10 protein-coding genes are annotated in these 11,718 nt (G+C 73.7%); 4 read left to right on the top strand and 6 right to left on the bottom strand.

Translation table 11 applies throughout. The annotated features are described in order from the left end of the window. Positions 1–72: 72 nt before the first annotated feature. Positions 73–999, bottom strand: a complete 927-nt coding sequence (locus tag K6I34_RS20265) for a Ppx/GppA phosphatase family protein (RefSeq protein WP_229327722.1) — start codon at positions 997–999, stop codon at positions 73–75. A 45-nt stretch (positions 1,000–1,044) separates the two neighbouring features. On the opposite strand from K6I34_RS20265, the gene K6I34_RS20260 reads away from it, so the two are divergent. Next, positions 1,045–1,884 carry a hypothetical protein gene (locus tag K6I34_RS20260; protein ID WP_229327721.1) on the top strand — a complete coding sequence of 280 codons (840 nt, stop codon included), beginning with the start codon at positions 1,045–1,047 and terminating at the stop codon, positions 1,882–1,884. Between the two features lie 141 nt (positions 1,885–2,025). Here K6I34_RS20260 and K6I34_RS20255 read toward each other — a convergent pair whose 3' ends face one another. Further along, a complete protein-coding gene (locus tag K6I34_RS20255; RefSeq protein WP_229327720.1) occupies positions 2,026–3,555 on the bottom strand; it encodes a sigma-70 family RNA polymerase sigma factor in 1,530 nt (509 codons plus the stop codon). 197 nt (positions 3,556–3,752) lie between these two features. On the opposite strand from K6I34_RS20255, the gene radA reads away from it, so the two are divergent. After that, entirely contained in the window at positions 3,753–5,189 is a 1,437-nt protein-coding gene (gene radA, locus K6I34_RS20250) for a DNA repair protein RadA (protein WP_229327719.1), read from the top strand. Between the two features lie 129 nt (positions 5,190–5,318). Next, positions 5,319–6,443, top strand: a complete 1,125-nt coding sequence (gene disA / locus K6I34_RS20245; protein WP_121801635.1) for a DNA integrity scanning diadenylate cyclase DisA — start codon at positions 5,319–5,321, stop codon at positions 6,441–6,443. A gap of 290 nt (positions 6,444–6,733) precedes the next feature. Here the strand turns inward: disA and K6I34_RS20240 are convergent, their stop codons facing one another. Further along, positions 6,734–7,444, bottom strand: coding sequence for a hypothetical protein (locus K6I34_RS20240; RefSeq protein WP_238489405.1), 711 nt, complete (start codon positions 7,442–7,444; stop codon positions 6,734–6,736). A gap of 286 nt (positions 7,445–7,730) precedes the next feature. Here K6I34_RS20240 and K6I34_RS20235 point away from each other — a divergent pair, with 286 nt between their 5' ends. Beyond that, a complete protein-coding gene (locus K6I34_RS20235) occupies positions 7,731–8,312 on the top strand; it encodes a phosphatase PAP2 family protein (RefSeq protein WP_229327717.1) in 582 nt (193 codons plus the stop codon). Positions 8,313–8,319: 7 nt separating this feature from the next. On the opposite strand, the gene K6I34_RS20230 is transcribed toward K6I34_RS20235, so the two are convergent. The 3 genes from K6I34_RS20230 to K6I34_RS20220 form a co-directional block, all read right to left on the bottom strand. Beyond that, entirely contained in the window at positions 8,320–8,841 is a 522-nt protein-coding gene (locus K6I34_RS20230; protein ID WP_229327716.1) for a pyridoxamine 5'-phosphate oxidase family protein, read from the bottom strand. A 95-nt stretch (positions 8,842–8,936) separates the two neighbouring features. Then, entirely contained in the window at positions 8,937–9,581 is a 645-nt protein-coding gene (locus K6I34_RS20225; RefSeq protein ID WP_275127107.1) for a response regulator transcription factor, read from the bottom strand. 131 nt (positions 9,582–9,712) lie between these two features. Beyond that, complete coding sequence (locus tag K6I34_RS20220; RefSeq protein ID WP_229327715.1) at positions 9,713–11,371, bottom strand: histidine kinase; 1,659 nt, start codon at positions 11,369–11,371, stop codon at positions 9,713–9,715. Positions 11,372–11,718 lie beyond the last annotated feature (347 nt).

Below are 11,718 nucleotides of genomic sequence, written 5' to 3'. Positions count from 1 at the left end.
ACCCAGGGGCGCGAGGAACTGCGCGAGAAGCCCCACCCACCCGCAGACGAAAACGGCAAACCCAGCGGAGCGCTACGGCAAGTGGTCAAGCTTCCGCAGAATGACGCCCTCCCGCAGAGCCCACGGGCACAGTTCCAGTTCGTCGACGCCGAACAGATCCATCGCCGCCTCCGCCACCAGCGCCCCCGCCACGAGCTGCGGAGCTCGTCCCTCCGAGACCCCGGGGAGCCGCGCCCGCTCCGCGGCCGTCATCGCGGCGAGCCGCGGCACCCACTCCTCCAGCGACTTCCGGGTGAGCGACCGCTGGATGTACAGCCCCTCCGTGGAGCGCGCGGCGCCCGCGATCCGGGCGAGCTGCCTGAAGGTCTTGGACGTGCCGACGACGTGGTCGGGCGCGCCGTGCCGGGCGAAGTCGCCGACGATCCGGGCGATCTGCGCCCGTACGTGCCGCCGCAGGGCGCGTACGTCCGTCGGGTCGGGCGGGTCGCCCGGCAGCCAGCCGGTGGTGAGCCTGCCCGCGCCCAGCGGCAGCGAGGCGGCCACGTCCGGCTCCTCGTCCATGCCGTAGGCGGTCTCCAGGGAGCCGCCCCCGATGTCGAGCACCAGGAGCCTGCCCGCCGACCAGCCGAACCAGCGGCGGGCCGCGAGGAAGGTCAGCCGTGCCTCCTCCTCACCGCTGAGGACGGAGAGCGTGACGCCGGTCTCCTTCTGGACGCGGGTGAGGACGGCATCGGCGTTGGCGGCCTCCCGTACGGCGGAGGTGGCGAACGGCAGGACCTCCTCCACTCCCTTGTCCTCGGCGGCCTGGAGGGCGTCCTGGACGACGGCGACGAGCCGGTCGATCCCGGCCTCGCTGATCGCGCCGTCGTCGTCGAGGAGCTGCGCGAGGCGCAGTTCGGCCTTGTGGGAGTGGGCGGGCAGGGGGCGGGCGCCCGGATGCGCGTCCACCACCAGCAGATGGACCGTATTCGAACCCACATCGAGGACACCGAGTCTCATGGCCTGAACGCTACTGCGGTCGTCCGCGGCGCATAGTCTTGAAGGGTGGCAAAGACGAAGAAGGCGAAGCCCGACAAAACCCTCGGCGAGGCGGCCAAGGCCCCGGGCAAGCGCGCCAAGACCCCCGAGACCGTCCCGGACGAGGTCGGGCTCGACTTTGCCCGTGCCTGGGTCGAGTTCCCCGACCCGGCCGACGACGAGCAGGTTTTCCGCTGCGACCTGACCTGGCTCACCTCCCGCTGGACGTGCGTCTTCGGCAGCGGCTGCCAGGGCATCAAGGCCGGGCGCGCCGACGACGGCTGCTGCACGCTGGGCGCGCACTTCTCCGACGAGGACGACGAGCAGCGGGTCGCCGGGCATGTGGCGCGTCTGACACCGGACATCTGGCAGTTCCACGAGGAAGGCACGACGACCGGCTGGACGCAGGTCGACGAGGACGGCGACCGGCAGACACGCCGCTGGAAGGGCTCGTGCATCTTCCAGAACCGCCCCGGCTTCGCGGGCGGCGCGGGCTGCTCGCTGCACATCCTGGCGCTCAAGGAGGGCCGCGAGCCGCTGGAGACCAAGCCGGACGTCTGCTGGCAGCTGCCGGTGCGGCGCACCTACGACTGGATCGAGCGGCCGGACGACACGCGGGTGCTCCAGGTCTCGATCGGCGAGTACGACCGCCGGGGCTGGGGCCCGGGCGGCCACGACCTGCACTGGTGGTGCACGTCCGCCCGCTCCGCGCACGGAGCGGGCGAGCCGGTGTACGTGACGTACCGGGCGGAGCTCGTCGAGCTGATGGGCAAGGGGGCGTACGGGACGCTGGTCGCGCTGTGCGAAGAGCGAATGGCGGCACTGCTGCCGCTCGCTCCGCATCCGGCGGACCGTCGGGAACCGTAGGGATGTTTCCTGGGGGCTGCGCCCCCAGGACCCTGCTTCCGGGGCTCCGCCCCGGGCCCCGGTGCGCCTACCGGGGTGCCTCTTGCGCTTGGCGCGCGACTGCGGGTCGTTTCTGGCCGGTCGCGCAGTTCCCCGCGCCCCTTACGGGGCGCTGCTTTGGCGGCCCCGGCCTTCGATGGTGACCATCGTGCCGCCCGGTGCCACGGCCACCCGCGCGTTCCAGGGGCCCCTCGGCTCGGTGTCGCGGTCGATCTCGGCGAGCACCGTGAACGACTGCCCGGGCCACAGCACGCCGCCCGTCCGGCTCAGGCGCAGCCAGGGCGCGTTCGTGGTCATCGACCACGGGACCGGTTCTCCGCCGCTCGCGGTGAGTGTGATCAGCGTGGCGGCACCGCTCGGCTGTGCGGTGATCGTGAGCCGCCCGGGGCCCGGCGCGGAGGTCTGCGGGACGTCGGGTACGGGCCTGCCGTCCGGGCCGACCACCGCGACGGACACCTCGGCCAGGGGGCTCCCCGGTGCCGCGCGCGGCCCGACCGGTGTGCGGGCGGAGCCGTTCTCCTCGCCGTACGGGGGCGGGTACTGGGCGTGCCCCTCGGCCTCCTCCGCGGAGACGGACGGACGGCCGTATCCCTCCCCCGTCTCCGGTGCGCCCCGGTAGGCGGCCCACAGGGCGAGGACCGGGGCGGCCACGACGGTGACGACGACCGTGGTGGTGACGGCCCGGCCGCGCAGACGGCTGCGGCGTGCGGCGCGGTCCTTGGGTTCCACCGGGAAGCCCCGCCGGTCGAAGCGGGGGTTCGGCGGCGGCAGCGAACCCCGCTCCCGCTGCTGACGTGCGCCCCCGGCGCGCAGCATCGCGGCGTGTGCCTCGGGACGCGGGGCCCGGACGACGGGCAACGCGTCCGTCGACGCCGAGGTGCCGGGCCAGGGACCGCCCGCGATGGCCCGCTCGGCGGTACGGCGGCAGTCGGCGCAGTCGTCGACGTGTCGGACGAGCTCGCGCCGGAGCGAAGCGCCCAGCAGCACCCGGGTGTCGCCCGCGAACCCGGCCACGACGGGACAGCGGCCCGACTCCACGACGGCCAGCGCGGTACGGGTGCGCTCCACCTCGCAGGCGGCGCTGGACAGCAGGGTGCGCGCGGCGTCGGGTTCCATGCGGAGCACGGCCGCGACCTCGTGCGCGGAGAGGCCGTGCCGGACGGCGAGTTCGAGTGCCTCGCGCTGTTCCGCGGTGGTCCCGGCGGCCTCGGGCCAGGCGAGCAGCGCCAGTTCCGCGCGGCGGCGCTCGTCGATGGAGGACGCCGCAGGGGACGTCGTACCGGCCGTACCGGCCGTACCGGCGTCCGTGGCGGCCGGTACGGCGAGGCGGCGCAGGCACGCCCAGCGGGCGAGGGCGTAGAGCCAGGAGCGGCGTGCCTCGTCGGCGGCGGGGCCGCGGTCGGCGCGGCGCTCGGCGATCATGAGCACCTCGCCGAGCGCGTCCGTGGCGGCCTCGTGCTCGTACAGCACGGACAGGCAGTAGGTGAACAGCCCGTCGAGGTACGGCTCGTACCGCGCGGGCGGCCCCTGTACGAGCGTTTCCTGGCCCGTGCGGGCCGCGCGCGGCGCACCTCGGGCGACGCGGTGCGCGCCGGTTGCGTGCGTGGGGGGCTCGGGCCTCCTGCTCATCATTGCGGCGACGGTAGGACGACGGCGGGCCCGCGTCCTCGCTGCGGGCGGAGGATTAACCCGTTCGGGTGAGCTTCTCGCTCAAAAGGGGACGCCAGGTCCACGGCTCGCCGCGGCACCCATGGGCCGTCCCCGAGTCATCCCCGAGTCATCCCCCTTCGGGCGCCGCCTTGTCAGTGGGTGCCGATACCGTGAACGCCATGGCTGCCCGTACCTCTCGTTCGTCCGGCAAGGACCGTCCCTCCTATCGCTGCACGGAGTGCGGCTGGACCACGGCCAAGTGGCTCGGCCGGTGCCCCGAGTGCCAGGCGTGGGGCACGGTGGAGGAGTACGGCGCGCCCGCGGTGCGGACGACCGCGCCCGGCCGGGTGACGTCGGCCGCGCTGCCGATCGCGCAGGTCGACGGCCGCCGGGCCACCGCGCGCAGCACGGGCGTGAACGAGCTGGACCGCGTGCTCGGCGGCGGTCTCGTGCCGGGGGCGGTGGTGCTGCTGGCGGGCGAGCCAGGCGTCGGCAAGTCGACGCTGCTGCTGGATGTCGCGGCGAAGGCCGCCTCCCCGGAGCACCGCACGCTCTATGTGACGGGTGAGGAGTCGGCGAGCCAGGTCCGGCTGCGGGCCGACCGGATCGGCGCCCTGGACGACAACCTGTTCCTCGCCGCGGAGACCGACCTCTCGGCCGTCCTGGGGCACCTCGACTCGGTCAAGCCCTCGCTGCTGATCCTGGACTCGGTGCAGACGGTGGCGTCCCCCGAGATCGACGGCGCGCCGGGCGGCATGGCGCAGGTGCGCGAGGTGGCGGGCGCGCTGATCCGTGCCTCCAAGGAGCGCGGGATGGCGACGCTGCTGGTCGGTCACGTCACCAAGGACGGTGCGATCGCCGGTCCGCGGCTGCTGGAGCACCTGGTGGACGTGGTGCTGAGCTTCGAGGGCGACCGGCACGCCCGGCTGCGCCTGGTGCGCGGGGTGAAGAACCGCTACGGGGCCACCGACGAGGTCGGCTGCTTCGAGCTGCACGACGAGGGCATCACCGGGCTCGCGGACCCCAGCGGCCTCTTCCTCACCCGGCGCGACGAGCCCGTGCCGGGCACGTGTCTGACGGTGACGCTGGAGGGCCGCCGTCCGCTGGTCGCCGAGGTGCAGGCGCTGACGGTCGACTCGCAGATCCCCTCGCCCCGGCGCACGACCTCCGGCCTGGAGACCTCGCGCGTGTCGATGATGCTGGCCGTACTCGAACAGCGGGGCCGTATCAGCGCCCTCGGCAAGCGGGACATCTACAGCGCGACGGTCGGCGGCGTGAAGCTGTCCGAGCCGGCCGCGGATCTCGCCGTGGCGCTGGCGCTCGCGAGTGCCGCGAGCGACACCCCGTTGCCGAAGAACCTGGTGGCCATCGGCGAGGTGGGCCTCGCGGGCGAGGTCCGCCGGGTGACGGGCGTGCAGCGGCGGCTGGCGGAGGCGGCGCGCCTGGGCTTCACCCACGCGCTGGTGCCGGGCGACCCCGGAAAGGTGCCGAGCGGGATGCGCGTCGTGGAGGTCGCGGACATAGGCGAGGCGCTTCGAGTGCTGCCCAAGCGGGTACCCCGGGAGAACCGGCGCACAGCCGGCCGGACGGCCGTGGCGGAAGAGAGCCCTGTCTGAACCGGAGGCAGGCCCTCTTTAATAGGCTGGACGCCGGAATGCGCCAGTAGACTTTGCCCTGGTCTCGCCCGTACGTACGGACGGCAGGGCGGCCTGCGGCACCGTTGACCTTGCGACCGGAGGAGTGCAGTGGCAGCCAACGACCGGGCATCGGGCCCCGGCAAGGCCGGGGGGTCCTCCGGTGCCGACGGTCTGATGCGCGCCTCGCTGAGCGCGGTCGCGCCCGGCACGGCCTTGCGCGACGGCCTCGAGCGCGTTCTTCGCGGCAACACCGGCGGGCTCATCGTCCTCGGCATGGACAAGACCGTCGAGCAGATGTGCACCGGCGGTTTCGTCCTGGACGTGGAGTTCACGGCCACCCGGCTGCGCGAGCTCTGCAAGCTGGACGGCGCGCTGATCCTCGACAAGGACCTCACCAAGATCGTGCGGGCGGGCGTGCAGCTCCTGCCGGACGCGTCGATCCCCACCGAGGAGACCGGCACCCGGCACCGCACCGCGCAGCGCGTCTCCATCCAGTGCGGCTTCCCCGTCGTCTCCGTCAGCCAGTCGATGCGGCTGATCGCGCTGTACGTGGGCGGGGAGCGGCGCGTCCTGGAGGAGTCGGGCGCGATCCTGTCCCGCGCCAACCAGGCGCTGGCCACCCTGGAGCGCTACAAGCTCCGCCTCGACGAGGTCGCGGGCACGCTCTCCGCCCTGGAGATCGAGGACCTGGTGACAGTCCGGGACGTCACCGCGGTGTCCCAGCGGCTGGAGATGGTCCGCCGCATCGCCACGGAGATCGCCGAATACGTGGTCGAACTGGGCACCGACGGCCGCCTCCTCTCCCTCCAGCTGGACGAGTTGATCGCCGGCGTCGAGCCCGAGCGCGACCTGGTCGTGCGCGACTACGTCCCCGAGCCGACGGCCAAGCGCACGCGTACGGTGCCCGAAGCGCTGTCCGAGCTGGACTCCCTCACCCACGCCGAGCTGCTCGAACTGCCCATCGTGGCACGGGCCCTGGGCTACAGCGGCTCGCCCGAGACGCTGGACTCGGCGGTGTCGCCGCGCGGCTACCGGCTGCTGGCGAAGGTCCCGCGACTGCCGGGGGCGATCATCGAGCGGCTCGTGGACCACTTCGGCGGTCTGCAGAAGCTGCTCGCCGCGAGCGTCGACGATCTCCAGACCGTCGACGGCGTCGGCGAGGCCCGAGCCCGCTCCGTCCGCGAGGGCCTCTCGCGCCTGGCGGAGTCGTCGATCCTGGAACGTTACGTCTGACGGCGCCGCAGCCGGGCTCCTCGCCGTTGCCTCCCCCAGACTTCGTCCGGGAGGTGCCCCCAGCGGCGGGAGCGGCCTCCGGCCGCGTCCTCAAACGCCGGACGGGCTTGGTGGGGGTGAGGGCCGGGAGTGTTTCCGGGGGCTCCGCCCCCAAACCCCCACGGGGGCTCCGCCCCTCGACCCCGCCGGGGCGAAGCCCCGTAAGGACCGTGCCCCGTCAGGGGCGCGGGGAACTGCGCGACCAGCCACGACGCACCCGCGGTTGACGTACCGGTTTTCCAGCGGAGCGCTTAGCCCTTCTCCAGAGAGAACTCCCGCTTCTCCGTCACCCCGGCCACCTTCACCTCGACCCGATACGTGCCGTCACCCGCCGAAGAGCCCCCGGCAGGGGTCCCGCACTGGGGGACGCTGCGCTTGCGGTCCCACTCCAGCGTCCGCTTCGTCTCGCCCGAGCCGGGAAGCTCGATGAGCACCGCGCCGCGGCCGCGCGGGCAGTCGCCCGAGGACCAGACGTGGTCGTCGCCGTCGACGGCGACGATGGTGAGCACCGCCGCGGACGACCCGAAGTCGACCTTGCACGCCCGGCCGCCGGAGTTCTTCACGACGATCTCGAACTTGGGCTTCTCGTCCGGCCCGTAGGAGTCCTTGACGGTGCGCACCGTCAGCCGCACCGATCCTGACGTGCAGTCGGGCAGCGAGGAGTTCGCCGGGACGACCTTGCCGTCGCCGGTGCCGAGTACGCCGCCGCCACTGCCGCCGGAGCCACCGGAACCGCCCGCGGAACCCGCGCCGCCGCCGATGTCGGCGTGGTCGCCGGTGCCGGTACTGCCGCCCGTACCCGAATCGCCCCGGCCGCCCGGTCGTTGGGTGTAGTGCGGGCCCGAGGGCGCGGGCCCGGGCGTGATCGTCGTGTCGGCGGGGCCCTTCGCGTCCGAGCTGCCCTGCTGCCCCTGGTTACCTCCCCCGGAGCCGCCGTCACCCCCGAAAATGAAAAGCCACAACCCCAGCAGTACGAGAAGACCGAGCAGGCCAAGCGCAACTCCCCTCCGCCGCCAATAGATGGAGGAGGGAAGCGGCCCGATCGGATTGCGCAGAGATCCCACGCGAAGACTCTACGAGAGATCGGGCGGGGCACCAGCCAGTACCCGCCGGGTGGGTGCCTGATTTTCCTATCATCTGCTCGCGTCAACGGTATTTCCTGTTGTCGGAACCTGACGAAAGTCAGATGCGCCGTATGCCGATCGCCCGATGTGGCCCGGAAGTGACGTTCCGTACGCTCTCGGAACCATGGACGACGCTCTCTACCGTGACATCACCGAATACGCGCGCAGCACCCCGGGCTGGGTGCACAAGCTGGCGGAAGTCGGCACCCAGGCCGGGCTGTTGCTGCTGATGGCGGTGGCGCTCGTGGTCTGGTGGACGGCCCGCCGGGGCAGTGCCCGTGGGGTCGCGCTCGCACTGCTCGTACCGGTGACCACGGCCGTCGCCTACGGCATCAGCGAAATCGTGAAAGCGCTGGTCGACGAGGACCGGCCGTGCCGGACGGTGACCCACGCGGTGAGGTCGATCGCCGCCTGTCCCGCACCGGGCGACTATTCCTTCCCCAGCAACCACGCGACGCTCGCCGCCGCCCTCGCGACCGGCATTCTCCTCGCACGGCCGCTCACCGCGTGGCTGGTGGTGCCGATGGCGCTGCTGGTCGCCTTCTCCCGGGTCTTCCTGGGTGTGCACTACCCGCACGACGTGGCCGCGGGCCTGGTCCTCGGCACGGTCGTCGCACTGCTCGGCGCCCGGCTGCTCGTACGCCGCGGGACGGCGCTCGTGGAGCGGGCGCGCGGGGGGAGCCTGAGCTTCTTCGTCAGGGCGTGACAGCTGTTCACACGATGGGGTGGCGGGTCCACTCCGTCTTGTGTCCGAACCCCTGTCCGTTGTCGACAAGCCTCAGCCAGCCGGGGCGCAGCTCCCACAGGCCGGTCCGTTCCATCGCCTGCCTGAGCCGCTCGTCCCGGTCGACGTACGGATAGCGCGCGGCGTACGCGCGCCACGCCGCCGCGCGCTCCTCGCCCTCCAGGCGGCGGCACACGCCGCGCCCCTGAAGCCCCGTCAGAGCGGTCCACTCCTGGCCGTCGCGCTGGGCGGTGAACGCCACGGGGGCGCTCCCGAGGAGCGCGCGTCCGTGGCGCGTGGTGACAGAGGTGACGAAGAGGAGGACAGGGGCACCGTCGGGTGCCTCCGTCGGCGCGTAGAGGACGGCACACGCCTGTGGGCCGTCCTCGTCGGCGTAGGCGAGGGTCATGGTCGTGTGCGCGTCGAGGGCCGCCCGGATCTCGTACGACGGCCGGTGCTGTCCGGCTGCCCGACTGCCCGGCTTCTCGTCCGCTTCGTCTGCTTCGTCCATTTCAGTGCTCCGGCTCTCGTTCACCCCGGTGTCCCGCTTCCCGCTCGTGGTCCCCATTGCAGCACCCCTGCCGCAGCACCCCCGTCACAGCGCGCTCACGCGCCCGCGACCAGTCCGGCCTCGTACGCGACGATCGCGGCCTGTACGCGGTTGCCGACCTCCAGCCGGTCCAGTACGGCGCTCACGTAGCCCTTGACCGTGCCCTCGACGAGGTGCAGGCGGCGGGCGATCCCGGCGTTGGAGAGGCCCTCCCCCAGCAGCGCGAGCACCTCGCGTTCGCGGACCGTCAGCCCGGCGATCCGGGCGCGGGCGGCGGCGCCGCGCATCAGCCGCTCCCCGCCCAGCTCGGCGATGACGTGCCGGGCGACCTTCGGGGAGAGGTAGGCCCCGCCGTCGGCCACCGCGCGCACCCCGGCCATCAGCTCGTACGGGTCGCCGGACTTGAGGAGGAAGCCAGTGGCACCGCCGCCCAGGGCGCGGGAGATGTAGGCGTCCTCGGAGAAGGTGGTGAGGATCGCGACGGCCGTGCCGGGAACGGTGCGGCGGATCTCCTCGCACGCGGCGAGGCCGTCGAGCCGGGGCATCCGGATGTCCAGCAGCGCCACGTCGGGGCGGTGCGCGCGGGCCGCCTCGACGGCCTCCCGGCCGTCCGCGGCCTCGGCGACGACCTCGATGCCGGGGTCGGCGGCCAGGATGGCCCGGACCCCCGCCCTGATCATCGCCTCGTCGTCCGCGAGCAGGACCTTGACGGTCGCGCCGGCGGCCGGACCGGATGCCGGGCCGGATGCCGCGAGCGCCTCTCCGGCAGCCTCTTCCGTCTCTTCCGTCTCTTCCGTCTCTTCCGTCTCTTCCGCGCCTTCTGCGTGCCCCGTCACCGCACCCACTCCTTCTCCTCCTGTTCCACGACCTCGGCCGTGCCGACCCTCGGGATCATGCTCTTGGCCACGAGCCGCCCGTCGCGGAAGCACAGCCGGAAGTGGTCGACGCTGATGAACAGCTCGCCGCTCGCCCGGTAGTACCGGCACTGCGCGCCCTCGGGCGGCGGCGCGACGGCCCGCCCGACGGGCGGGGCGGCCACGCGCCGGTCGGGCAGGACGGGCTCGACGGCGGCGTACGACGCGCCGACGCGCAGCCCGGCGAAGTCGGCGGGCCGCAGGACGGAGTGTGCCTTGATGTACGCGTACCAGCCGAACGCGGCCACGACGAAGACGGCGGCGCACCCTCCGACGGCGACGAACGGCAGGACGACGCGCCGCCGCGAGGCGCGCCGCGCGTGGGCGAAGGCGTCGAGGTCCCCGGCCTCGGAGGCGGCCGTGAGCGTGTCGGCGCCACCGTACGCATCCGGTGGGGAAGCCGCGGCAGCGGTCTCGGGCGGGGTGTGCGGCAGGCGGGCCGCGACGCGGAAGCCGCCGTCGTACGGCTCCGCGGTGAGGGTGCCGCCTGCCAGCGCGGCGCGTTCGCGCAGCCCCACGAGGCCGGTACCGCCGGTCGTGCCGGGGGGCCGGGCGGGCCCGTCGGGCGGCGGGCCGTTGACAACGGTCACGGCAGTCACGGCGGCCTCGTCGGCACCGTGCTCGACGGTCACGGTCACGGTCACCTCGGCGCCGGGCGCGTGCTTGGCCGCGTTCGTCAGGGCCTCCTGCACGACGCGGTGCGCGGCGCGCTCGACCATGACGGGCACGGCGTCCTCCGGACCCTCCGAGCGCAGGCGGACGGCCATCCCCGAGGCCGCCGCGCGGTGCACCAGGGCCGGAATCGTCTCGTCCACCGGGGTCAGCGGGGGCACGGGTGCCGCCTGGGTCGTGGTGGGGTCGCGGAGGACGCCGATGATGTCGCGGAGGCGGTCCGTCGCGGAGGACGCCGCCCCGCGCAGCTCCGCGGCGGCCGCGCGCTGCTCCGGGCCGAGGCCCGGCGCCACCTGGAGGGCGCCCGCGCGCAAGGCGATCAGGCTCAGCTCGTGGCCGAGGGAGTCGTGCATGTCCTGCGCGATCCGCGCGCGCTCGCGCAGCCGCGCGCGATCCGCGACGATCACCTGCTCGCGCTCCAGCTGCGCCGCGCGGCTCCACCCGGCGGCCACCAGCTCGTGGTACTGGCGGCGGTAGCGGCCCACCAGCCAGGGGAAGAGCGCGCCGAAGAGCAGCGTGCCGATCAGAACCAGCCATTCCACGACGGGGTCGAAGCCCCGGCCGACGACCAGCAGTGTGCCCGCCGCAGCGGTCGCCGCGAGCGCGTACAGCGCCGGACGGACCCGCGCCGAGCGGCGCCCCAGCAGGTAGGCGAGGACGGCGAGCGCGGGCCCGTACGAGAGGGTGAAGAGCGACGGCGAGGCCGCGAGCCCGAGGCCCGCGGCGAGCAGCAGCGCGAGCGCGGGACGCGGCCGCGACACGGCCACCGCGACGGCGAGCACCGCGCCCGCCACCGCGGACTGCCACCACGGGCGCGGCTCGCTCAGGCCCAGGCTCGCGGTGGCGGCCATGGGTACGACGAGGGCCACCCAGAGGAGGACGTCGCGGACGGTTGTACGGCTCACGTCTTTGACGGTATCCGCAATGGGCACCGCGACGGCGGCCCTGCCCGGGGGAGGCAGGACGCAAAGGCACGCCCCATCAGGGGCGCGGGGAACTGCGCGACCAGCCACGACGCAACCCGCAGTCGCGCACCAAGCTCACGGGGCAGCCCGGTAGGCACCGCGCAGCGGACCCGCAGCCGCGCGCGCAGCGCAAGACGCACCCCGGTGGGCAGCGGGGGTCCGGGGGCGAAGCCCCAGGGCAGGGGCTCACGCATCACGGCGACCGTGCCAGGATCGAAAGGTGACCGTTTCAGACCACCGCCTCGTCGTCCGCGAGCAGGACCTTGACGGTCGCGCCGGCGGCCGGA

It is taken from the genome of Streptomyces sp. UNOC14_S4 (assembly GCF_020740835.1).
Classification (GTDB): domain Bacteria; phylum Actinomycetota; class Actinomycetes; order Streptomycetales; family Streptomycetaceae; genus Streptomyces.
Note: the sequence above shows the minus strand (reverse complement) of the source record. Positions and strands in the feature narration are given on the sequence as shown.

Bases quoted from the DNA above. Each gene is read 5' to 3' on its own strand.
- K6I34_RS20265 (WP_229327722.1), bottom strand. From the start codon at position 999: ATGAGACTCGGTGTCCTCGATGTGGGTTCGAATACGGTCCATCTGCTG.
- K6I34_RS20255 (WP_229327720.1), bottom strand. From the start codon at position 3,555: ATGATGAGCAGGAGGCCCGAGCCCCCCACGCACGCAACCGGCGCGCAC.
- radA (WP_229327719.1), top strand. From the start codon at position 3,753: ATGGCTGCCCGTACCTCTCGTTCGTCCGGCAAGGACCGTCCCTCCTAT.
- K6I34_RS20235 (WP_229327717.1), top strand. From the start codon at position 7,731: ATGGACGACGCTCTCTACCGTGACATCACCGAATACGCGCGCAGCACC.
- K6I34_RS20230 (WP_229327716.1), bottom strand. From the start codon at position 8,841: ATGGACGAAGCAGACGAAGCGGACGAGAAGCCGGGCAGTCGGGCAGCC.